The sequence below is a fragment of the Candidatus Rickettsia tasmaniensis genome (assembly GCF_036857515.1).
GTDB classification, from domain to species: domain Bacteria; phylum Pseudomonadota; class Alphaproteobacteria; order Rickettsiales; family Rickettsiaceae; genus Rickettsia; species Rickettsia rickettsii.
This window is the reverse complement of the sequence record NZ_JAQCNX010000011.1, coordinates 1-22383: the sequence shown is the minus strand read 5'-3', so window position 1 is coordinate 22383 and position 22383 is coordinate 1. Positions and strand designations below refer to the sequence as shown.

Below are 22383 nucleotides of genomic sequence, written 5' to 3'. Positions count from 1 at the left end.
TTTATTTTCACTCATGTGAATAGCAGATTACTTTTGTAGTTTGTTATTGGTGATAATTAGGAAATATAAAATAACAATATGAGTCAAAAGATAATTTTAAATAATTCATATTCTATTACTAAATCGCACTTATTCCATATAGTAGACCCAAGCCCTTGGCCTATCCTAACATCTTTTGCTTTACTTCTTTTGGTTATAGGCGGCGTCTCGTTCATGCATGGCTACAAATTTAATATATATATTTTATCTGCAGGGATTATTTCAGTAGGTTACTGTTTATATTCTTGGTGGCGAGATGTAGTGAAAGAAGGAATAGTCGAACATCAGCATACTAGTCCTGTTAGAAGAGGTTTACAAATAGGTATGGCGTTATTTATCTTAACAGAAATAGTATTTTTTGGTGTATTTTTTGCTTCTTTTTTTAAATCAAGTCTATCACCCGTAGGTCTTTTAGACGGTGTATGGGTTGTAAAGCAGGGCACTTGGCCTCCACCTACAATTAAAACTTTTGAGCCGTTTGATATTCCTTTTATCAATACTTTAATACTACTCTTATCAGGCACTACTGTTACTTGGGCTCACTATGCCTTAGAAGAAAAAAATCAAAAAGATTGTGTAACTGCACTTGCTCTTACCATATTGCTTGGAATATTTTTTACAACTATGCAGGCATATGAATATTACCATGCGGCGTTTAAATTTACAGATGGTATATATGCTTCTAATTTTTATTTAGCCACGGGTTTTCATGGAGCTCATGTAATTATAGGTACTATATTTCTGATAATTTGCTACTTTAGAGCAAAAAGAGGAGATTTTACTACAGAAGGTAATGGACATTTAGGGTTTGAATGTGCTGCATGGTACTGGCATTTTGTGGATGTGGTTTGGTTATTTTTATTTACGTTTGTTTATATATTTGGAAGTTAAATTATACTATATGTGATTATAATGTTACTTAAAATAAGTGTTTTTAAAATATTTTTGCATATTAATTAAAATTGCATATATTTAGGAGTTGATTTATATATAAATAAATTATACATTATTTTTCAAATGCTAATTATTTTATTGAGGTAAAACATATGAACTTTCCTATTCGTAAATTAAACGAAGAATTAATCGATTATAATCTATCATTACGCATATTATTTACTATTCTAAGCGTGGCTATTATTATGGTAGCTTTTGATAGCTTAGGTGGTAATGCCGCCGATCCTGTAGGTGAGGCATTATGTAAGTTAATTAAAGTATTCAGAGGCAATACTGCAAAAGGTATAGCTGTTGTCGGTATAATTGTTCTGGGAATTCAAACATTAAGAGGAAAATTGCAGTGGGAAGTAGCTTTAGTGGTAGTTACTGCAATCATTATATTATTTAAAGCTCCAGATATTGTTAATATGGTATCAAGTGATACTAATAGCTCAACTTGTGGTACTTCCTAATACACGAAAAAATTATTATATCTTTAGTAATACCCATAAGCTTCGGCTTATGGGTATTTTTATTTTTAAGTGATGTTGTTGCATAGCCCCTATGTCATTCCCACATGGCATCGTTGCGTGGGTTGAAAAATGCGTTAGGTGTTATAGTGTGGCTTGACTCTCTATTGTATGAACGTTTAGTATGTCATTCCTGCAAAGGCAAGGGACAAGACAACCTTAATATAGGTTACATATTTAATAAAAATAAACATATAAAAACAAGTTTTTATATGTTTTACGGGATTCCCGCCTACGTGGGAATGACATCAATGGCCTTTATACTCAGGTCAACTGCAACATTCGTACAATACTCAATAGTGTTTTAATTGTTTTGATGGACCACGTGGTTAAACCACGGGATGACAGTGGATTTTGTCGGTCTATGCAACAACGTCCTCACTTAAATAAAAGTCCTAATCTATTACCTACAACAATATCAATATATTTTGCTGTAATAGGGATCCCTTCAATATTCATTTCTAGATATATTGCTTGTTTTGCAGGGATTTTTGTTTGTAGTTTTGTAATTGATACATATTCATCTAAAGCTTGATTATTAGTATCCATTACTCTCACTTTGATTATAGGATCGGAAATTAAATAATCAGACTCATTAGATAATTTATAAAATATCTTCATACCGCTTATATGACGAGATTTGCCTAAATTAATTTCTTCTATCTTTAATTGATCATAGTTACCTAAGAATTTAAAGCTATCTATTAGTAATATCACTAAACAAAAAATTATAAAGCTAGTCCATAATATTGGAAATATATTATATTTTTTCTTAGGAGGAATATACGGTAAAATAACCGGCATATTAGCATTGTAATGATTTTTAATAGGCGTTTTAATAGTTCCCGTGTTTACTTTATCTTTAAAGTCATTTAATGTACTAGTATTATAGTCTAATTTCTGATACCACAAATGGCTACATTTGGAACATTTTACTCGTCGTCCGTTAGTACCTATTTGATTGCTTGTAACAATAAATCTTGTTTGGCAATTTGGGCAAGTAATATACATAGTTAATTATAATTATTATGTTTGACTTCATGATAATCTCATTTATTATTTTTGGCAATAAAACAGTTAAAAGATATGTCCTCTCTTATTAAAGAAATTGAAGAAGCTTGGCAAATTAAGGACAAACTTCTTCAAGATTCTTCAAAGCTTATAACATTAAAGCAAACTCTTAATGATAGTATAGAAAGCTTAAATCAAGGTACGATTCGTGTTTGTGAAAAGAAAGAAAATAGTTGGCAAGTTAATGAATGGGTAAAGAAAGCTATATTGCTGTATTTTATCACTACGGAATCACAACTTTATAATAACAATTATAATAGTTGGTATGACAAAGTTGCTCCTAAATTTTCTGCAGATACTGATAAAAATACATTCAAAGAAGCAGCTATACGCAAAGTGCCCGGAGCTGTTGTTAGAACCGGTACTTATATAGCTAAAAATGTTGTAATTATGCCTTCTTTCATTAATATAGGTGCTTATATAGATGAGGGAACAATGATTGATACATGGGCTACTATCGGCTCATGTGCTCAAATCGGCAAGAATTGCCATATTTCAGGTGGCACGGGGATAGGTGGGGTGCTTGAGCCGTTGCAAGCAAAGTCTGTTATCATTGAAGATAATTGTTTTATCGGTGCAAGATCGGAAATAGCAGAAGGTGTAATAGTAGAGGAAGGAGCAGTAATTAGTATGGGGGTGTTTATCGGTAGCTCTACAAAAATAGTATACAGAGATACAGGTGAAATTATTTACGGCAGAATTCCGGCTTATTCCGTTGTAGTTCCAGGAGTATTACCTGCTAAGGAAGACGGTAAGCCTGGAATTTATTGCGTAGTTATCGTAAAACAAGTCGATAAAACTACTAGAGCTAAAGTAAGCATAAATGATTTACTGAGATAGATAGATCAATGTGAGCGTTCATAGGTTTTTCACTGTCACCCCGTGGCCTGACCACGGGGTCCAGAAAAAATAACTTCAATATTGTTACCTACACTACATGTTTAACAAAATAAACATATAAAAATAAATTTTTATATGTTTTACTAGATTCCGTGAATAAATCACGGGATGACAGAGAGGAATAATAAGCCGCTTAACACCAGTGAACGGTTACAGATCAATAATATCGCCGATTATACCATTAAAATATCCCTCTCTTTGTTGTTGTTCTGAAATATCTGTTTGTTGAATTGCGTTATTATTTGGGTTTCCTAAGAAAGTATTGTATGCCATAAGCATTGCATCTCGTTGTTTTTGAGGATCACGTACAACACCAGCTGCTTTAAAATATGATTCTGCAGCATCTGTTTCCTGTTGTTTTTGAAAGCAAAGTTCGTTTCCTTGGGCCCATATATAAATCATAGTTTATAGGCTTTTCAGCCTTATTTATAAGACTATTTTAATATAGAGTCTAATTTATTATTCTTTCTATAAAATATGATAGCTGGGTCTTCACGTCCTAAGTTAAATAGCATATCGCCGATTTTATTGTACATTTCTTTAAGTTCTTCATTACATGTTAGAGTTGCATTATAATTAGCTAAAGCTCCATTATAATCTTCTCAATATATCGCCTATTTTAGAGTAGCAGCTCTAGCTATAGTTTGAGTCACTGCTGCTTTGTCCGAGTACTTATTTAACCACTCTATGGCTTCTTTATAATATTGCACTGGTTGATCGTGTTTAGGTTCTATATTTTTTATAGAAGATAGATAGTGATTTTGTATGAATAAATCACATATTTCAATTAAGGAACTATAGCAATCATTGGATTGAGACCATGTTGTAGATAACATTTCTTCAAATAATGATAATTCTTTAATTTGTAGGTTTAATACATATCGGTAAGCTTGAATAACCGGTTTATTGTCTGTGAATTTCTCAATAGAGTCTAAAATTTGAAATATTACCCCTATAAGGTTATTAGCTTGTTTGTTTAATATGATAGCTTGAAATTCTGATAATTGTGCTAATCCTTAAAAACAAGAAAGAGTTTTTTCTATAGCCGGATATTGTATTGGAGAACTTGGTAAATATGGTTTAATATAACCCTCATAGTTATTATCTAAAAATTTTGAGTAGTTAAGAGGTGTATATACATTAAAGTCTTCAAAAATTGATTGGATAGTATTAATTATACATTCTACATTTATCTATATTTGTGTATGTAAATTTTCTATCAGACTGTCTTGTTTCTTTAGCAATGAACTTAGCTGCTTTATCTCTAAATTTTGTACTCCTTTTCTCTCTTCTAGGTGTTTTAGTTCTAGAGAGAGGTTTATTCCCCCATTTTGAGAAGTAGGTTTATAGAAAAATTTTATATCAGAGAATTCTAATATATCCTTGTTAATAGCAATGCTATTTTGTGCATCGGTATAATGTTTTCATGATTATTTTCATTATGTTGTGTTATTACGCATATAACATTTCCTTTTAATTTTTTGTGTTCTTCTGTAGGAAGAATATTTTTAAAGTCTTCTATAATCCTGTTAAAGATACTAGGGGATTTTACGGTCTCTTCTTTTGCTACTATGATAAATTTTAATTTATCGGTCATTTGAACTAGCTTTTTAATGAAAAATACATTGATTAACTCTTGCACTGTATCGGGTACTTCGTTAGAGCATTCCCAAAATACTTTTTCTGCAATTTCAAATTTTTTGGGATCATATATAGCCGGTTCATATTTATGCTGAATTTCCGGCGTTGTTTCAAAATCAAATAATTTATCAAATGTAAATTCTTCACCGTTTTTGTAATCTTAAGGTTGTTCTCAAGAGCATTGAAAAATGTGCTTTTCCCGCTATAAGGTAATCCTATTACTACTGTAGCTTCTGGTGTTTTGCCTGCTGGTATTAGTTTGAATAATTCACTTCAGTCAATGCATTTAGAATATTTGCTTTTAAAGAATCAAGAGCAGTTTCTTCTTCTGTGAAAGGTTTAATATCAATTTCTGTGGGAATTTTAAATTTCATATATAACTGCTAGTCTATTCTTTAATATAAATTTTTATACTGTCGCTTTCGCCGCTATCGCTGATAGCTCTAATAATAAATTCACCGGCTTTTGCTTTCCATATTACTGCTTCGTTTGGTTTTGCGGTTGCTATTAATTCATTTTCCACAAACCAAGAAATATTGTTGGTTTTATTATCGCTAATCGCACTAAAAGTAATGTTATCACTATTTTTAATTGAATGTACGGAATTTTTTAACGGGTATATAATTTTAGGTTTTTGATGATGCCAATTTATCAACCTATTGCAATGGTTTGTAGGTATCGGTTTCGGTAATATATGTATTCCTGCTTTTTGATAAACCGAAAGCATATCTGTTGGCCATAAATTTACTGTTTTATATTCTGTTTGTCCTTTAATAAAGTTACAAGCAGGCATACCAGTTTTTAAATCTATCAACATTTTTCTATAAATACCAGATTGTTTTATCGGTGATTTTCCTTTAATGAATAAGGTTTCTGCTTTAACCGGACACATATCGTTATCGATATCTCCCATATCTGCACAAACTTTTACTTTAGTAATATTTAGTGCATTAATTTTTGAAAGGATTAAATCCTCATCCTTATTTGGTCTAGCTATGGATTCGATAATATTAAAGAATAAAGGGGCTGCAGAAGTATTACCCGTAAATGTTCCGTGAGTTTGCCCTTTGAAATCCCCAATCCAAACAGCAAGTACGTATTTTCCGAATATGCCGACGCTAAGTGCATCTCTAAATGAGCTGGAAGTACCTGTTTTCCAATAAATCGGTAAGTTATGTCTTGTATTATTATAGGTAATAGGACGAGTCGTATCTTTTATAATATCAAGTGTTAAATAGCTTGCCTCGGGGGGATAGTAGTACGGTGTCCGTGTCATCCTTGTCCTCTCCTGTGTCATTCCCGCGAAAGCGGGAATCCAGTAAATCATATGAAATTTTTGTTCCAACATTTAGGTTATTTTTTATGGATTCCTGCTTGCGCAGGAATGACATAGTAGTATCCAATACTTTTCTAAGCGGTTTATAAGTACCGAAATTAGCAAGCATAGCATAAAGAGTAGTTAACTCTTCAAGAGTAATTTCTGCTGTGCCGAGTACTATAGATAAACCGTAATTTTCAGGTTTTCGTAAGCCGCTAATTTTTGCTTGTTGTAAGAACTCATAAAAATTCGGGTTTTTTAACTTAGACGCCAGAAATATTACAGGTACGTTACGGTTCTTTATTAACGATTCTCTAGCACTTAAACCGCCTGCAAACCTACTATCAAAATTTTCCGGTTTATAATGATCGTAGTAAGTAGGTGTATCCTTTAGTAAAGTTAACGGATGTATTAGTGATTGATCAAAACTAAGTGCATAGACAAACGCTTTTAAAGCTGAGCCTGGAGATCTATGGCTTTTAGTGCCGTTAATCTGTCCACAAATATCGTTATTAAAAAACTCTCCGGAGCCAATACTTGCAAGCACTTCCATAGTAGTAAAATCAATAAGAATTACGGAGGCATTATTAATTCCATATTTTTTCCGATCATTAATATATAGCCGAACTTGTTTTTCTATAGTAGCTTGCAGATTTTTATCTATAGTAGTGCGTATAATAGGGCTATCATTATTTGCTAGTATGTCTAAAGTAAAATGCGGTGCAATAAAAGGAAGCTTTTTATTTTGATTAAATTTAATTGGCAAACTAATTAACTTATTATAAATAATATCTTGTGGGTGAATCGTGAGCCACTCGGTAAATAGATATTTACGTGCTTTAGAAATATTAATATCATTCCCGCCTCTTTTAAGTGGATTTTGTAGGATTACTGCAAGGCTTAGAATATTGATCAAATTTAAATCTTTTAGGTCATGATTGAAGTAAATGTAACTGCCGGCTACTATCCCTTCAATATTACTACCGTAAGGCACTAGATTTAGATAAGCTTCTAGGATTTCATCTTTTGAATAATGTAGCTCTACATGAATAGCTTTAATGATTTGATGGATTTTACCAAGAATAGTAGAAGAGTTTATTCCATGTCTTAAACGTGCTACTTGCATTGTTATAGTAGAGCCGCTTATTTTACGATTATTCTGTAAATAAGTAGAATAAAAAGCTTTGGCTAAAGAAACGGGGTTAACGCCAAAATGCTCATAAAAATGCTTGTCTTCATATAAATAGTACTGCTTCTATAAAACTTGCCGGTATTTCACGTATAGGAGTGAATATCCTATATTTATCGTCTTTAGAAAGCGAAATACGCATTAACTCGCCGTTTCGGTCAAATACTCTTTGTGAGAAACTTACGTCTTTAAGTAAAGGCGCAGGAAGAATAGCAAAATATAATATTATAATACCGCTGATTGTAATAAAAAGTAATTTGGTTTTGAGAGACAAAGTATATACCTTATAGTTTAATGTCATTCCCGCGTAGGTAAGAAAGCGCGGTTGTGTGGAACGATTTTTGCGTCATTGTGAGGAAAAACTGTAAGTTTTGACGAAGCAATATTGGAACAATTCCTGAGATTGCCATGCTCACTAACGTTCGCTCGCAATGACGACTTGGGTATTCATGCGGGAATGACATCATATTATATAACAATCATTATAAAGCATTTTAAAAATAATGAAAATTTTAATAATATAGCTTGCATGTATAGAAGTAATATCGTACAACGTTCTACGAGATTTTAATAAATTAACTAAACGTTAATAAAAATTAAGCTTTACATTTCCTATAAATACTAAAATATCATATAAAATCCATGTTACTATCCTATTTTATAGCCCATCAATATAAATTTTTGACATAATATTTTTTCATGTATCATTATCTTTAATAACAAAAAAGTATTAATATTTTAAGTAATTGTAAGATTTATTAAAGAGAAATTAGATATTATGAAAAAAATATTAAATCTATAAATTCTAAACTTACAAAATTATTCTTACTTAGCTGTGCTAATGCTGCAATCCTTACCGCTGTGACCGGGGAAGCAAGAGCAGATATAGAAATCTATGATATATTGAACCATACTGCTGACTACCAAATATTAACTCCTGCTCAAAAGCTTAATGTTATAAAAGGAATTCAGGACCGTACAGATTTTGGTGACCTTGTTGACGATCTTATGCCGGGGGAAAGAAGATTATTCAATAACGCAATAATAGAAGTCACTAGATTTCAAGCAGTTGCTCCTGTTGTACTTAACGGTGCTAGAGAAAGAAGAGAAGCACGTGCAGCCGGTGTTGAAGTTGTTGATTAACAGGTAATACAGCAGTAGAAACAGGACGTAACGAGCAAGAGATGGCTCTAGAAAATAGACTTCAAGTATTGGAAATCCTTGCTAAAGCTGAAGGGGCAAATGCTGTCAGTATTAACGATAAAATTAAAAAGGCTATATATTTTAATAACATAGAAAATTTAAATACACCTTTGGAGCAGTTAAAATATATAGCTATGACAGACGGTGTAGATGCTAATGACGATTTAAAAGTTATAAATAATTATGTTGAGGCTCCTTTAACAACAGAAGTTTTTGAACATGTATTTTTTGGTACTAATATTACTGATCCTACTGTAAGAAGCATCGATATTAATGCCTAAATACTCTGAATCAGGAAACAGCCCTTTATTAAATAAGTTTAAAAGCGTAGCTATTCCGGAAGCAAAACATAAATTATTAGATCAATTTAAAAACTATGTTAATCAAAACTTAGTTGAGCTTGAGTCTAAACAATCTAGTATTCCCATAAGACAATCCGTAATGAAGTTAGCTGATCCTGCAATAGTAGTTAATTATTTAGCGCAGATGGCTAAATTAAAAGAAACATTGATAACGGTAAAATTAAGATAGTGAATGAAAACGATAAGGTAGTTGCTGAGCAAGGTCTAGAAAGTTATAACAAGATTTTAAAAGATGCCGGTTTAATAGCTAAAGATTTGGATGGTAAGAAAATGCAGGCATTGATAAATAATTTCGATGCTTTAACAATGAGCGATCTGGCACTTGTCCTAAAAAAGACTGTAGGTGAAATAAGAATAGATAATGAGGGTCTAGTAGGTCTTGTAATATAGCACCTCAAGCAATGGCAGGAGTAGTACCGTCTCCTCCGCCTCTACCGGGTGGAGTAGCAGCTCCTCCTCCGGCAGGTGTAGGTATAAGACTTGCCATAGCTAGGGATATAGCAAATCTAGATGCCATAGGTGATGATATGAACTAAAATTAGCAGGTTATAAATCTAAAGGCAAAAGAAGATGCTGTATTAAGGGGAAGAATAGCTGCACCGGCACCGGTTGTAGGCAGAGCAGTCGCAGAAGTTCTTGTAGCTCCGAATACTTTAGACAGAATATTTCATAATGAGATGTATTTAGCTAAAAATAATGGAAATCCCGGAAAGCTAGAAGTAAGAACATTAGGTGTAGAAACAGATTTAGGGATTACTATCAAAACACTTTTAACTTTAGAAGAAAGGAAAAGTCCACTTGAGTCTTTAGCGTTATTTTCAGAAGCAAAGCCTGATAAAGCACAATTAATGATAAAAGCTGAGAATATTTGGAATAGACTAAAAGATGATGATGTAATAAAGCAAATTTCAAGGCAAGCTTTAACTTTAAATAATAAAATAGCCAACAAGGAATTTTTTAAAGAGCTATTTAATGAAGAAGAACATAATGCAATAGACCGTTAAACTATACTTTTGATAAATTACCGCTGGACTTACAAAATCATATTACGGCAAGAAGTACTGAAATAAAAATAAAAGATGAACTACAAGATAAGAAAACAATTATATCAAGAATAGATTATATTGCTAAAAATGAAAATGTTTTAGGAGCAAATTCTTTAAATAATGAAATAGAGAGAATTGTTGATAATTTTAATACTTTAAAATTTTCCGATGTACTAGATCTAGCTCTTAATAAAGGAGACGTACGCGATAATATAGCCCTTACTCCTAAAGCAAACGAAGTAAATACTCAAATAAATAATTGGATTAATAACAGTATTGTTAATTTAACAGTGGAAAGTAATATAGATAGCGGCTAACATTTTTACAAAATAAAGCTGCACCGGCAACATTATCAAGAATTTATGACACGGCAGTTGATACTAACGCTAGATTACTAAGAAAAGTTTTAGCCGATAATGCAGCTGGTTTATCTAAAGCTTCTAAAACCATTACAGAGAAAAATATAACAGACGCCGTACAAAATAATTTTAATGCAAAAATGAAAGCTTTAATACCTAATACTAAAGATTTCTCAAAAGAGGCAATTGTAAAATTTCTTAATATAATAAGCGATGAGAAAATAGAAGCGGTATTAAAAGGAGTAAAAGCAGCGAAAGCTGCTAATACCCCTGTTGTTGCACCGGTAATAGTGGTAGCAGGTGGACCGCCACTACCTACGAGGGTAGGATATAATGGGCTTGGTATGGACGGTTTAGTCAGAAAGAGGAACAGGCTAAAGCCTATCGAAAATCTTTTTCCTAAAAAAAATGCTGCGGTTGCAGGGCAGTAGCTTATATTGCTCCTACTCTAAAATAGGGGAAAAAATATGAAACCGTTGTTCAAGCTATAGCAGTTTCAGTTGACACGGATGAGAGTTAGCAATAAAGACTCAAGGAAAGGAAAAACTAAAAGCATTAATTGTAGAAGAAGTTTTTGAGAAATATACAACTAAAAATACAGATGCACTTGATGGTAATATAAATCAATTAGCTCAAGCTATAAAAGAAGGAACCAATATTGAGTTCATAGGTCCTAAAAGAGAAGTAGCAAGTGGTATAGATCAGGAAACAAGCAATCTATGTGTTAGAATGAATCAAGATGCAGGATTAATGCAGCAACTTAAAGCGAATAATTCTAGGTTAGCAGCAATTATAGAAGCGGCAGCTGTAAATGAAGCAGAAGTTGCTACAAGACGTCCCTGAAGTCAGCAGCAAGCACAAGCAGTAGCAAATGGAGACGTGTAAGCTATGGTGGAGTAGTTGTAGTAGCTCCTGCTGTTGCTTCTGTGGCTCCTTGTTGCACCATTGGTTTTATCGGCGGATCCCCTGAAGAGGACGTAGAAGAGGTAATAGCTGTTCCTGCAGTTGCAGCTCCATTAGCACCGGCACCGGTAGTTATTAATATGGAAGATGTGGGGGTAGTTCTACCTCTGGTGGAAAAGCTCCACATACTGGTGCAGAAATTATGATTGTTCAACGTATAGAGAGGATTGTTTCTGTAGAGGGCAATATTGAAGGCTTTGATGATGATGAAGATGATGATTTTAACATTGAAGAAGATTATGAAAATGATGATTATAATATGATACAGGAGCGAACAAAAGTAGCAGTATCTAGTAGTACAAATAAATCAGAATCTAAGGATTCTGAAGTTAGCCTTGAAAACTCGAAGCAAGAGGAAGCTAGACAAGAAGAGGAGGCAAAAGTGGTTGCTTCTATAAAGGAAGTCGTAGAAGCAAGCATTGCTGAAGCTGTAAGAGTTGAAGCTGCTGAAGTTGTAGAAATGCAAAATGCAGTAAAACAAGACGAAGAAATGATTGGAGCAATATATAATCCGATTCATGATATCACTCAAATGAGCTGTAATATTATATCGCATAGAATGTTCTCTAGTGCTGCGGGTGATGAAGATGAAAAAGTGTTAGATAAAAGCCTTTGGATTGCAGGTACTTATGGTACTAATACGCAAAAAGGTTTTGCCGGTTATAAAGATCATGCTTCGGGCGGTACTATAGGTTTTGATATTGGTTCTGATAACTACAAAGATTTAGTCGGTATTGCTTATCCTAAATTGGATTCAAAGTTTAAATCTAACAGTAGCAGGTCAAATACTAATATCGATAGCCATATCGTAACTTTATACGGACAAAAAGAATTACCGAAAAACTTTATGATACAAGCTATGTTTGCTTACAATCATAATATAGTAAAGAGTAAAATCAACCGTTTAGGTACTATTGCAACCGGTAAATATAAGAATAATAATTATAACCTTGAAACTTTATTAAGTTATAATCATCTTATGAATGGTGATATTACTCTTACTCCAAATCTTGGTATAAGATACGGTCACTCTAAAGACGATACATATCAAGAAAGTGATGTAGGTATTCAGCATTTGAGTATTGCTTCTAAAAAGCAGCATTTATGGAGCGGTATTTTAGGCGGTAAGGCAGCTCACCGCAGAAAATAGCTGAAGGTTTCAGTGTTACGCCTGCACTTCAAGCATCTGTAGAATATTACTGTAATGATAATAGTAAAAATGCTAAAGTAAAATGGAAAGATAGAGAAGTTAATGAAACTATCACATTACCGAAGCAACCTAAAGTTGCTTATGATATCGGTGCTAGCGTTTTAACTGAGAAAGATAATGTAAGCGTATTACTTTAATATAACTGTCATTTACAAAAGAAATATCAAAGCCATCAAGGCTTTGTGAAGTTGAAAGTGAAGTTATAACAGCCAAAATCGTCATTGCGAGAAAAAACTGTAAGTTTTGACGAAGCAATCCAGTAAAAAATGCTAATTTATAGCATTTTTTTTATTTTTTGTGGATTGCCACGCAGCCTACGGCTGCTTGCAATGACGATTATGGACCCACTCTAGCAATGCACTCCCAAGAGTCGTAAATAATACTTATTACTCGTCTCTTACTACTAACACTGATATATCTGAATGACGGACGATTTTAGAAGCATTAGGTCCAAGCATATAATCTTTTAATTGTAGTCTGACTGCAGAGATTATTATTAAATCGGCTTTAATTTCATTAGAGTGCTTAATTATTTCATCATAAACGGCACCGCTACCTATATAATAATCTGTTTCAATTTCATCGGGAATATATTGTTTGATAAGCTCTTTAATTTGAGCTTTATACTTTTCTTTTTTCTCCGTTCTCCAATGTTTAGGTAAATAATCTTCAAACATTTTCGTACCGAATTCAGGAATTACATACATAAAATGTAATTTTGCTTGAAAGTTCGTCGCAAGCATTAAAGCCTTAGAAAGAATACCTTTTATAGATTTTTTATCATTTAAATCTATAGGTATAAGTATATTTTTAAATATAGTATTTTCAGACATAAGATATTGTTAGTTTTTGTTTCTTACTGAATCATGTTTTGGTAGAACAAAATTTTTAGTATCGGCGAAATAGTTAATGTCCAGGTTATTTAATAAGTAATTAGAAAGTTTAAAATTTGCTACGTTTCTATGAAAAGCTCCGATAAATTTATCTAAAATATCACGATTCGCCTCATCTCTAGTTACTAGGATTGCCGATACTTTTACTGTAGTTTGATCATCGGTAATCCCTGGATATAAGCCCTTATGAAGTATGGCTTTATGAAAAGCTCTATTTTGTTTTATTAATTCTGTTATTTTATCATTGTCCATTGAAATGAAATCAATTTCACACTTATTAGCTATTAAATTTACTAAGGGGTTAGAATGTCCAACCATCATTATTATAGCATCTATTTCCTTATTACAGAATTGATCACTAGAATCTTCATAATTAATGTGTAGCTCTTCAGGTTCCTTAGCAAATTTATATAAAGAACGTACGACATCATAAGTAATATTACTACTGGAAAATGCCGGACCGTTAGTTATTTTTTTCCCGTCAATATCAGCAAAAACTTTTATTTTATCCTCATCTTTTACAATAACCGTAAAAAACTCATCATGTAGATTAAGCACCTGACGTAAATTTTGCATTTTTTCTTGATCGTGATAATAACCTATGCCCTCATATGCTTCCACTGCAATATTAGCTTGCACTAGGGCTAAATCAATTTTGCCTTGTTGTAATAATTTTAAATTTTCTATACTACCGTTTGTTGCAACAACTTCGCATTTAATATGTTCATTATTTTTATCGTCATTTGTAATAGTCTTGCATAAATCAAGTCCAATAGCATAATATCCTTTTAAAATAGAGCCGGTACCGATTTTTATGACTTTGGGAGCAGCATAAATATTACTGCAAATAAGAAATATGCTAATAATAGTCGCTAGTTTAAAATTGTTCATAAAACTAATTTGAATTATTTGCGGTATTTTGGTCTTCTTTATGTTCACCAAGTTTTAGTTCTAATAAATTAATAGAACCGATATTTATTCCTTTGTCTGAAAACTCAATATCAAACTTAGCTTTTTCTATATTGTTGTAAGCCGAATTTGAATCATTTTGCTCTGTATTTAATTGCGCGTCGGAAGCTTTATTAATTGCTTTAGCAATAATTGTTTTAATTATTTTCTTAGAAAAAATAATATTACTCGGTAATAATTTATCAACTATGGAATTATAATTTTCCAGCTCAAAATATAGTTTTCCTTTCGGTAATTTATTGGCAAAGAGTTGTAAAGCACCGTTTAAATTAACTTTAGAATCATTATCACAAGTAAAAATAAATCTTTCTATATTAAAATTTTGTAAAATAGCTGAATCTTCTTCGTCTTCAGCAAATTTTAAAGAAGCAGCAATATCTAAATTAGCATTTTTAAAATTCAAAATATCTTTTTCTGAATAATAATTCATGTTTAAAAATAAGGATATATTTTCCTCACTTGCTAAATGCTGTTTTCTTATAAGAAATGCTAAATCATTAATTTTAAAGATTTCTTGATTATCTTTAAATATCAATAATGCTTTATTATTTAACTGAATTGATTTTAATATTTCTTTTAAATTATCATCTTTTGATATTTTATATAAAGATTTATTAAATTTTCCTATACCCTTTATGTCATCATCGCTGCGTACATCATAGGTAAATGTTTTGTCGCCGTAATTATCGACTTCTCTAATAAAAGGACCGAAATTAAGAGCGGCTCTTTTAGTACTAAAAGCTATATTTAGGACAATATTTTCGCATGTAAATTCTTTAGAATTTACATGATCAATTAATTTTATTTTAGGATCCGTTACGGTAATTTTCCAATTAAAAGGATAGCCTGAAAACTTAACTGCATTATAAGATATTTTAAGATTATCGGATTCAGAATTCTTAATTAAACTTACAGTGTTATTTTTTATAGTATATGCAGTTGCAAACCATATTATAGTAAAGGCTAAAAACACAAAAAGAAGTATTTTACGTATCACTTTTTTAATCCATTATAATTTTATATTACGAGTAGCAGAAGGAAGGCGTACTTTTATGCCGTCTAATTCTTCGGTTAAAATAATTTGACATCCCAATCTAGAAGTATCAGTAAGACCAAAGGCTAAGTCAAGCATATCTTCCTCTGCTTCCGTAGGTTTTTTTAATTTGTTGTAAAATTCTTCTTCTAAAATAACGTGACAAGTAGCACAAGCAAGCGCTCCTTCACAAGCTCCCTCAAGGTCTAGATCGTTACTATGGGCAATTTCTAAAATAGAAAGCCCTATCGGTGCTTCTACTGTTTTTTCTTCTCCATCATTTATAATAAATGTTACTTTTATTTTTCCTGACATTCTTCTTATTTTTCCTTATCTAAATTAGTTCGATTATATATAATATTTTATATCTGAGGCTATTTAATTTGATTGATATTTTTGCCTTTTAGCAAATCATTAATTATTATATTAAACTTTGTATCCATAGATTTTTTTATTTTGGATTTAAACTCTTTAATAGAATTATTAATTAAGATCCAATCTCTAGCGTGTGTGGCTTCTTTTATATTATCTAATAAAGAATTAATTATAGATATCTCACTTTCCGATAATAAAGTTGTTAATTCCGCTATAGCACGCTCTATGCTAAAGATTAAAGCCTCTGCTTCAATTACTGCTTCTTGTAATAATCTTGTAGTATAATCTATTTTAGCATTTTTATACGCGTTTTCTAACATAATATTAATCTCCGTTTTATCAATACCGTGATTTGGCTTTACTTCTATAGCATGTGATGTATTGCTGATTTTCTCATAAGCAGAAACGGATAATATACCGTCTGCGTCAATAGCAAAAGTAACTTCGGCTCTAATATATCCTGCTTTCATAGGAGGCAGTCCCTTTAACTCAAATCGGGCTAAACTGCGGCAATCGGCAGCCATTTCACGTTCACCTTGCAATATATGAAATTGTATACCGGTTTGATTATCGACATAAGTCGTAAATTCTTTTACTACCGAAATAGGAATCGGAGTATTATGCATGATGATTTTTTCAACTATACCGCCATATAATTCCATACCCAGCGATAAAGGTGCTACATCAATCAATAATGAATTTGTATGCGGTGCTATTAAGTTTTCTGCTTGTAATGCAGCCCCCCATACAACTGCTTTATCAGGATCGATATCTGATAGAATATCTATTTTAAATGCTTTATATAATTCGTCTTTTATTAAAGGAATGCGGGTTGCACCCCCTACTAAAATAACTCCGTCTATATTTGGATTTCCTGCTTGTTCTAAACACTCTTGAGCTATATTGATAGTGCGTTCTACTAAGGGCAAAATTAATTGCTCTAATGTTTGCTTATTAATTGATATATTATCATTATTAAAACTATCTTTATATGTTAAAGTTTCTTTTGCTTTTTTTGCAAGTTGTAAAGTATCTATAGAATTAGGTAAATCAAATTTATTGCAAAGATATTGTGCAATTACTACATCTATATCGTTGCCACCAAGCATATTATCGCCGTTTGTTGCTATAACTTGAAAAATACCTTCTTGTATATTAAGAATAGATACGTCAAAAGTGCCGCCGCCTAGGTCATATACTAAATAACAGCCTTTTTGATTTTTGTTTAAGCCGTAAGCATAGGCAGCTGCAGTAGGTTCGGCAATTAGCCTTAATACTTCAAAACCTGCTATTTTAGCTGCAAGCATTACTTCGCCTCTTGCTGCATCGTTAAAATGTGCAGGTACTGTTATTACTGCTTTAGTTAGATTAGTCTTTAATTGTTCTTCTGCTTGATTTTTTAGGTAAATAAAAACTTCTGCTGCAATTTCAGAGACTCTCAGTTGTTTATTTGCAAAATTTAGCTTAAGCTCACTACTATTTACATCTAGATAATCTTTAACTAACGAAAAAAGTGCCGGAGTATTTAGAATTTCTTTTAATGTTTTACCGAATAGTCTTTTAATAGAACGCAGTCCTTTATTATTACCTATAGTAAAATTGTTACTTGTAAAATCTATAGTAGTTGGGATTAATTCCTTATCATCTATAGATTTAATAACGTTAACTTTTCTATTAGCTGCAATAGCTATTAATGAGTTAGTAGTGCCAAAATCGATACCGACTGCTATTTGCTGTTCTTGCTTAAAATCAGCTTGCTCCGGTTCCCTAATTTCTATTATTTGCATGATTTTATTTTTGCTTGCAGTTTATGCAGCAATGTCCCAATATATTTAAGCTTGCTAGTTTTTATAGTTGCGTCTGATAGATTTTGTTCTTCAAAAGCTTGTTTTAAAGAATCAATTTCAAGCTTTTTCATTAATTCATATTTGTCTTTTATTTTTTCTAAATCACTAAATAAGATAGTATTTTCGATTATTTCCATTTCATCCCAGAATATGCTTAATTCTAGCGGCGAAAGTAAACTACGTGTTTTTTCGTCATTCAAATTTATATTTTGCAAAAGCAGCATATATTCAGCACGCTTTAAGGCATCTTTAAGAGTAGAGTAAGCATTATTTAATTCAGCCGCAGTAATTAGATTTTGTTCCTTTTCCTGCAAAGTTTTTGCTTTATCGGGATGATATTTTACCTGCATAGCAAAATATTGCTTTTCTAATACCTTTAAATTAATATTGTACTCTCGCGGAAGTCCTAATAATTGAAAATAATTTTGCACTTTTCCTTTTTTGTAATTCTAAACTGCTCTATCATATATCAAAAATTAAAAGAATACAATTATAGAAGTAGATCTATTACATTTTGAAAAAAAATATCATAACTGTATTGTAGCAGGTATAGATGAAGCAGGTAGAGGACCGCTCGTAGGTCCGGTAGTAGCAAGTGCCGTTATAATAGATAACGCCAATATTATAACGGGCATTAAAGATTCTAAAAAGCTTTCCAAAAAGAAAAGAGAATTACTATATGAACAAATTACTAGTAATTATGTTTGGGCAACTGCTATTATTTCTCATACCGAAATTGATGATATTAATATATTAGAGGCAACTAAAAAAGCTTGTTCTATTGCTGTGGCAAATCTTAGCCTTGAGCCAGAAATAGTGTTAGTTGATGGTAATATGCAGTTTAAGGATGAAAGATTTGTCAGTATAATTAATGGTGATAATTTATCATTGTCAATTGCTGCGGCTTCTATTGTTGCAAAAGTTACTAGGGATCGTTTGATGTTAGACTTAAGTGCTGAATTTCCCCAATATTTATGGCACAAAAATTCCGGCTACGGTACCAAAGAACATATCGAGGCTATTAATATACACGGCTTATCACCGTATCATCGTAGGAGTTTTAGGTGTTGTTAATGGTATTGCCTGTGTGGACACTGAATCGTCATTGCGAGCAGCCATAGGCTGCATGGCAATCTCATGAAATAATAACAAACTCCTGAGATTGCTGCGTCAAAATTTACAGTTTTGCCTCGCAATGACGATGACGATTTTGGTATCCACAACGCACACCATTAACTCAACTCGAGTGCCGCCTCTTCTAGAGTTTTTAGCTGATCACGAAGTTTTGTGGCTTGTTCAAATTCAAGATTACTTGCGGCTTTAAGCATTTCTTTCTTTAATTTATCAATATGGGTTTTTAGCTTAGCAGGATTATCAAATAAAGTATGAGCTTGTTTTTTATCAAGCTTACTATCGATTTTCTCAAATTCTGCTAAAGCGTGAATAGCACGGTTGATGTTTTTTGGAATTATGCCGTGTTTTTCATTATATTCCTGCTGAATTTGCCTTCTACGCAACGTTTCACTAACGGCTTTATCGATAGATTTAGTCATTTTATCGGCATAAAGTATAACTCTACCCGCGCTATTTCTTGCAGCTCTTCCTATTGTTTGTATTAACGATACTTCCGACCGCAAAAACCCCTCTTTGTCTGCATCAAGTATAGCAACTAAGCCGCATTCAGGGATGTCAAGCCCCTCCCTTAATAGATTAATACCGACTAAAATATCAATAGTACCTTGTCTTAAATCTCGTAAAATCTCTATACGCTCTAGGGTATGAACGTTAGAATGTAAATAAGAAGTTTTATATTTTAGCTCCTGCAAATAGGCGGTTAAATCTTCTGCCATTTTTTTAGTTAAGGTGGTGACTAGAACACGAAAACCTTGAGCGATAGTGGTTTGAATTTCGCTAATTAAATCCTCAACTTGGTTAGTAGCGGGTTTGATAATACATTCAGGATCAAGCAGCCCCGTAGGTCTGATAATCAATTCTACAACCGTGCCGCCGGTTTCTTCTAACTCGAACGGTCCTGGAGTTGCAGATACAAACACAGTTTGTGGTCTAAATTTTTCCCATTCTTCAAATTTTAAAGGTCTGTTATCAAGTGCAGAGGGTAGACGAAATCCATGCTCTACCAAAATTTCTTTCCTTGCTCGATCGCCGTTATACATCGCTCTAATTTGCGGTACGGATACATGGCTTTCATCAACAAATAATAATGCATCTTCTGGTAGGTATTCGAATAATGTAGGAGGCGGCTCACCGGCATTACGTCCTGTGAAAAAGCGAGAGTAGTTTTCAACGCCTTTACAGCTGCCGGTTTCCGTTAACATTTCAAGATCATATTGAGTACGTTGATTTAGCCTTTGAGTTTCAAGTGGTTTGTCTTGTGACTTTAAAAACTCTAAGCGTTTTTGTAATTCTTCTTCAATACCTGATATGGCATTATTGACCGTTTCTTGAGGCATCACAAAATGTGAATTACCAAAAACCATAGCTTTATCGAGCTTAGCAAGTTTTTCACCTGTTAGGGGATCAAATTCATGGATATATTCGAGTTCATTACCGAAAAACGATAAACGCCAAGCTTTATCGCTGTAATGTGAGGGGAAAATATCGATGTTGTTGCCTTTAACTCTAAAATAGCCACGCTCAAATCCGATATCGTTACGCTCATATTGTAGATTTATCAAATCGTTTAGTAGCTGATCACGAGGGTAGCTTTGACCAGGCTCTAGATTAACCATCATTTGGTAATATAAATCAGGAGAGCCAAGCCCGTAAATACAGGAAACGGAAGAAACTACTATAACGTCACGACGCTCTAATAGCGATCTTGTAGCGGCATGACGCATTAAATCAATCTGTTCGTTAATTGATGAGTCTTTTTCTATAAAAGTATCGGTGCGTGCTATATAAGCTTCGGGCTGGTAATAATCATAATATGAGACAAAGTATTCAACGGCATTCTTTGGAAAAATCGATTTCATCTCTGAATAGATTTGGGCAGCTAAAGTTTTATTATGAGCCATAATAAGAGTAGGACGATTAGTTCTCTCTATAATATTTGCCATAGTAAAGGTTTTGCCTGATCCCGTAATACCAAGTAACATTTGTGAGCGTTTTTTGCTACTTAACCCTGCTATAATTTCATCTATTGCTTTTGGTTGATCGCCTGCCGGTTTATATTCTGAGATAATAGAAAAATTATTCATGCATTTTTACTTGCTTTAAAAACTATAGTTTAAGATAATATACTAAAATCTAACAAAAAAATATAACATTATGAATAAAGCTATATTACACACAATTATTATTTATACTTTCGCTAGTTGTCCTTATTGTATAAAAGCTAAAGCATTGCTTGATGAGAAAAATGTTGCTTATGAGGAAATTGAAGTAAGTAATTTTACTCAGGAAGAGAAAGAAAAATTTATTAAGAAATCCGGTGGAAAAAAGACCGTCCCGCAGATATTTATAGATAATATGCATGTTGGCGGTTGTGATGCTCTGTTTGATCTTGAAAAAGAGGGAAGGCTAGATAAGCTGTTAGAAAATCAGCCAAAGAAGACTTCACCTGCTGCCGGAGCGTAATTAATAAAAACGTCATTGCGAGGAAATTACGAAGTAATTGACGAAGCAATCTAAGGAGTTTGTTATTATTTCATGAGATTGCCACGCTCCCTACGGTCGCTCGCAATGACGATTTAGTATCCACGCGAGCAATGATGCTGAAAACTACAAAAACTTCAAAATGTCCAAAAACAAAACTCGCAAAAATTCATTCTATCTATTTCTGCCGTATTTATGGTCGAAGGATTTTGAGATACGCCTGCGTATTGTTACCTCTCTTATTTGTCTAGTCATAGCTAAAGTAATAAATATTTTCGTTCCTATTGTTTATAAATATATAATAGATGGGCTAAATAAAAACTTTGCTCTTTCGGTTATTATCGGGATTATTGTTGCATATGGTGGAACAAAAATACTTGTTCAAATTTTCAGTGAATTACGAAATATCATTTTTTCAAAAGTAGGGCATCAAGCAACTCGCTTAGTTGCTCTAAATGTCTTTAAGTACATGCATAATTTAAGTATGCGTTTTCACATTACTAGAAAAACAGGGGGCTTAAGTAGGTCAATAGAGCGTGGTACTAAAGGTATTGAAGCGGTACTGCGGTATTCGTTATTTAATATTTTTCCGACAAGCGTAGAAATTATATTAGTAAGCGGGATGTTATGGTATGTTTACGGTATTTGGTTTGCCGTAACTATTTTAATAACAATGATAGTTTATGTTGGTTATACTTGCCTAATCAGTACTTGGCGTATTTCTTTCGCAAGGGAAATGAACCAAAGCGATAACACCGCCAATAATAGAGCAATCGATAGTTTACTGAATTTTGAGACTGTTAAATATTTCGGTAATGAAGAATATGAGGCGATAAAGTTTAATGAGGCTTTACAAACTTATGAAAAATCAGCTACTAAAACTGCTA

Annotated in this window: 23 protein-coding genes and 3 pseudogenes; 13 read left to right on the top strand and 13 right to left on the bottom strand. The window is 32.6% G+C overall.

The genetic code is table 11. The features are described 5' to 3' along the window. The first annotated feature begins 78 nt into the window (after positions 1-78). Positions 79-930, top strand: a complete 852-nt coding sequence (locus tag O6R16_RS02840; protein WP_499679927.1) for a cytochrome c oxidase subunit 3 — start codon at positions 79-81, stop codon at positions 928-930. A gap of 155 nt (positions 931-1085) precedes the next feature. Continuing rightward, positions 1086-1445 (top strand): TrbC/VirB2 family type IV secretion system protein, encoded by a 360-nt coding sequence (locus O6R16_RS02835; protein ID WP_499679926.1) that lies wholly within the window; start codon positions 1086-1088, stop codon positions 1443-1445. A gap of 435 nt (positions 1446-1880) precedes the next feature. Here O6R16_RS02835 and O6R16_RS02830 read toward each other — a convergent pair whose 3' ends face one another. Further along, entirely contained in the window at positions 1881-2513 is a 633-nt protein-coding gene (locus tag O6R16_RS02830) for an MJ0042-type zinc finger domain-containing protein (protein ID WP_499679925.1), read from the bottom strand. 75 nt (positions 2514-2588) lie between these two features. On the opposite strand from O6R16_RS02830, the gene dapD reads away from it, so the two are divergent. Beyond that, the gene (dapD, locus tag O6R16_RS02825; RefSeq protein WP_499679924.1) at positions 2589-3413 is read left to right on the top strand and encodes a 2,3,4,5-tetrahydropyridine-2,6-dicarboxylate N-succinyltransferase; all 825 of its coding nucleotides are present in this window, start codon (positions 2589-2591) and stop codon (positions 3411-3413) included. A 210-nt stretch (positions 3414-3623) separates the two neighbouring features. On the opposite strand, the gene O6R16_RS02820 is transcribed toward dapD, so the two are convergent. From O6R16_RS02820 to pbpC, 4 genes and pseudogenes are all read right to left on the bottom strand, one after another. After that, positions 3624-3875: a hypothetical protein gene (locus O6R16_RS02820; protein WP_499679923.1), complete on the bottom strand. Its 252-nt coding sequence runs from the start codon at positions 3873-3875 to the stop codon at positions 3624-3626. A gap of 212 nt (positions 3876-4087) precedes the next feature. Further along, positions 4088-4309 carry a hypothetical protein gene (locus O6R16_RS02815; protein ID WP_499679922.1) on the bottom strand — a complete coding sequence of 74 codons (222 nt, stop codon included), beginning with the start codon at positions 4307-4309 and terminating at the stop codon, positions 4088-4090. A 536-nt stretch (positions 4310-4845) separates the two neighbouring features. After that, on the bottom strand, positions 4846-5115 hold the full coding sequence (locus O6R16_RS02810) for a hypothetical protein (RefSeq protein WP_499679921.1): 270 nt from the start codon (positions 5113-5115) through the stop codon (positions 4846-4848). Positions 5116-5502: 387 nt separating this feature from the next. After that, positions 5503-7895: pseudogene (pbpC, locus tag O6R16_RS02805) on the bottom strand (penicillin-binding protein 1C). A 587-nt stretch (positions 7896-8482) separates the two neighbouring features. On the opposite strand from pbpC, the pseudogene O6R16_RS02800 reads away from it, so the two are divergent. From O6R16_RS02800 to O6R16_RS02775, 6 genes and pseudogenes are all read left to right on the top strand, one after another. After that, positions 8483-8913, top strand: a pseudogene (locus O6R16_RS02800) (hypothetical protein); the annotation flags it as partial. Between the two features lie 184 nt (positions 8914-9097). Then, a complete protein-coding gene (locus O6R16_RS02795) occupies positions 9098-9355 on the top strand; it encodes a hypothetical protein (protein WP_499679920.1) in 258 nt (85 codons plus the stop codon). Beyond that, positions 9355-9576, top strand: a complete 222-nt coding sequence (locus O6R16_RS02790) for a hypothetical protein (RefSeq protein ID WP_499679919.1) — start codon at positions 9355-9357, stop codon at positions 9574-9576. Before O6R16_RS02795 ends, O6R16_RS02790 begins: the two co-directional genes overlap by 1 nt. A gap of 11 nt (positions 9577-9587) precedes the next feature. Further along, a pseudogene (locus O6R16_RS02785) lies at positions 9588-9859 on the top strand (hypothetical protein). 4 nt (positions 9860-9863) lie between these two features. Then, on the top strand, positions 9864-10190 hold the full coding sequence (locus O6R16_RS02780) for a cell surface protein (RefSeq protein ID WP_499679918.1): 327 nt from the start codon (positions 9864-9866) through the stop codon (positions 10188-10190). 541 nt (positions 10191-10731) lie between these two features. Further along, positions 10732-11022, top strand: coding sequence for a cell surface protein (locus O6R16_RS02775; RefSeq protein ID WP_499679917.1), 291 nt, complete (start codon positions 10732-10734; stop codon positions 11020-11022). A gap of 455 nt (positions 11023-11477) precedes the next feature. On the opposite strand, the gene O6R16_RS02770 is transcribed toward O6R16_RS02775, so the two are convergent. Then, the gene (locus tag O6R16_RS02770) at positions 11478-11681 is read right to left on the bottom strand and encodes a hypothetical protein (protein WP_499679916.1); all 204 of its coding nucleotides are present in this window, start codon (positions 11679-11681) and stop codon (positions 11478-11480) included. 15 nt (positions 11682-11696) lie between these two features. Between O6R16_RS02770 and O6R16_RS02765 the strand changes: the two genes are divergently transcribed. Further along, on the top strand, positions 11697-12704 hold the full coding sequence (locus O6R16_RS02765) for an autotransporter outer membrane beta-barrel domain-containing protein (protein ID WP_499679915.1): 1008 nt from the start codon (positions 11697-11699) through the stop codon (positions 12702-12704). Between the two features lie 446 nt (positions 12705-13150). Here the strand turns inward: O6R16_RS02765 and O6R16_RS02760 are convergent, their stop codons facing one another. The 6 genes from O6R16_RS02760 to hscB are packed head-to-tail and all read right to left on the bottom strand — an operon-like array spanning position 13151 to position 18312. Next, positions 13151-13597 (bottom strand): universal stress protein, encoded by a 447-nt coding sequence (locus tag O6R16_RS02760; RefSeq protein ID WP_012736528.1) that lies wholly within the window; start codon positions 13595-13597, stop codon positions 13151-13153. Positions 13598-13606: 9 nt separating this feature from the next. Continuing rightward, positions 13607-14548 carry a TAXI family TRAP transporter solute-binding subunit gene (locus O6R16_RS02755; RefSeq protein ID WP_499679914.1) on the bottom strand — a complete coding sequence of 314 codons (942 nt, stop codon included), beginning with the start codon at positions 14546-14548 and terminating at the stop codon, positions 13607-13609. Between the two features lie 4 nt (positions 14549-14552). Beyond that, positions 14553-15623, bottom strand: coding sequence for an RP198 family tick cell line-upregulated protein (locus O6R16_RS02750; protein WP_499679913.1), 1071 nt, complete (start codon positions 15621-15623; stop codon positions 14553-14555). 12 nt (positions 15624-15635) lie between these two features. Continuing rightward, entirely contained in the window at positions 15636-15974 is a 339-nt protein-coding gene (locus tag O6R16_RS02745) for a ferredoxin family 2Fe-2S iron-sulfur cluster binding protein (protein ID WP_499679912.1), read from the bottom strand. A 59-nt stretch (positions 15975-16033) separates the two neighbouring features. Beyond that, entirely contained in the window at positions 16034-17821 is a 1788-nt protein-coding gene (hscA, locus tag O6R16_RS02740) for a Fe-S protein assembly chaperone HscA (RefSeq protein ID WP_499679911.1), read from the bottom strand. After that, positions 17812-18312 carry a Fe-S protein assembly co-chaperone HscB gene (gene hscB / locus O6R16_RS02735; protein ID WP_499679910.1) on the bottom strand — a complete coding sequence of 167 codons (501 nt, stop codon included), beginning with the start codon at positions 18310-18312 and terminating at the stop codon, positions 17812-17814. The genes hscA and hscB overlap by 10 nt, the downstream gene beginning before the upstream one ends. A gap of 61 nt (positions 18313-18373) precedes the next feature. Here hscB and rnhB point away from each other — a divergent pair, with 61 nt between their 5' ends. Then, positions 18374-18955, top strand: a complete 582-nt coding sequence (gene rnhB / locus O6R16_RS02730; protein WP_499679928.1) for a ribonuclease HII — start codon at positions 18374-18376, stop codon at positions 18953-18955. Between the two features lie 158 nt (positions 18956-19113). Here the strand turns inward: rnhB and uvrB are convergent, their stop codons facing one another. Continuing rightward, the gene (uvrB, locus tag O6R16_RS02725) at positions 19114-21099 is read right to left on the bottom strand and encodes an excinuclease ABC subunit UvrB (protein ID WP_499679909.1); all 1986 of its coding nucleotides are present in this window, start codon (positions 21097-21099) and stop codon (positions 19114-19116) included. Positions 21100-21169: 70 nt separating this feature from the next. Here uvrB and grxC point away from each other — a divergent pair, with 70 nt between their 5' ends. Together grxC and O6R16_RS02715 are read left to right on the top strand one after the other, a co-directional pair. Further along, entirely contained in the window at positions 21170-21478 is a 309-nt protein-coding gene (gene grxC, locus O6R16_RS02720) for a glutaredoxin 3 (protein ID WP_499679908.1), read from the top strand. Between the two features lie 160 nt (positions 21479-21638). After that, positions 21639-22383: ABC transporter transmembrane domain-containing protein (locus O6R16_RS02715; RefSeq protein WP_499679907.1), on the top strand; the 745-nt coding region annotated here is incomplete at its 3' end.

What these genes read in the sequence shown, in the direction of transcription:
- O6R16_RS02840 (WP_499679927.1), top strand. Translation starts at nt 79, where the DNA reads ATGAGTCAAAAGATAATTTTAAATAATTCATATTCTATTACTAAATCG.
- O6R16_RS02835 (WP_499679926.1), top strand. Translation starts at nt 1,086, where the DNA reads ATGAACTTTCCTATTCGTAAATTAAACGAAGAATTAATCGATTATAAT.
- O6R16_RS02830 (WP_499679925.1), bottom strand. Translation starts at nt 2,513, where the DNA reads ATGTATATTACTTGCCCAAATTGCCAAACAAGATTTATTGTTACAAGC.
- dapD (WP_499679924.1), top strand. Translation starts at nt 2,589, where the DNA reads ATGTCCTCTCTTATTAAAGAAATTGAAGAAGCTTGGCAAATTAAGGAC.
- O6R16_RS02820 (WP_499679923.1), bottom strand. Translation starts at nt 3,875, where the DNA reads ATGATTTATATATGGGCCCAAGGAAACGAACTTTGCTTTCAAAAACAA.
- O6R16_RS02815 (WP_499679922.1), bottom strand. Translation starts at nt 4,309, where the DNA reads ATGTTATCTACAACATGGTCTCAATCCAATGATTGCTATAGTTCCTTA.
- O6R16_RS02795 (WP_499679920.1), top strand. Translation starts at nt 9,098, where the DNA reads ATGCCTAAATACTCTGAATCAGGAAACAGCCCTTTATTAAATAAGTTT.
- O6R16_RS02780 (WP_499679918.1), top strand. Translation starts at nt 9,864, where the DNA reads ATGTATTTAGCTAAAAATAATGGAAATCCCGGAAAGCTAGAAGTAAGA.
- O6R16_RS02775 (WP_499679917.1), top strand. Translation starts at nt 10,732, where the DNA reads ATGAAAGCTTTAATACCTAATACTAAAGATTTCTCAAAAGAGGCAATT.
- O6R16_RS02770 (WP_499679916.1), bottom strand. Translation starts at nt 11,681, where the DNA reads ATGTGGAGCTTTTCCACCAGAGGTAGAACTACCCCCACATCTTCCATA.
- O6R16_RS02765 (WP_499679915.1), top strand. Translation starts at nt 11,697, where the DNA reads ATGATTGTTCAACGTATAGAGAGGATTGTTTCTGTAGAGGGCAATATT.
- O6R16_RS02760 (WP_012736528.1), bottom strand. Translation starts at nt 13,597, where the DNA reads ATGTCTGAAAATACTATATTTAAAAATATACTTATACCTATAGATTTA.
- O6R16_RS02755 (WP_499679914.1), bottom strand. Translation starts at nt 14,548, where the DNA reads ATGAACAATTTTAAACTAGCGACTATTATTAGCATATTTCTTATTTGC.
- O6R16_RS02745 (WP_499679912.1), bottom strand. Translation starts at nt 15,974, where the DNA reads ATGTCAGGAAAAATAAAAGTAACATTTATTATAAATGATGGAGAAGAA.
- hscA (WP_499679911.1), bottom strand. Translation starts at nt 17,821, where the DNA reads ATGCAAATAATAGAAATTAGGGAACCGGAGCAAGCTGATTTTAAGCAA.
- uvrB (WP_499679909.1), bottom strand. Translation starts at nt 21,099, where the DNA reads ATGAATAATTTTTCTATTATCTCAGAATATAAACCGGCAGGCGATCAA.
- grxC (WP_499679908.1), top strand. Translation starts at nt 21,170, where the DNA reads ATGAATAAAGCTATATTACACACAATTATTATTTATACTTTCGCTAGT.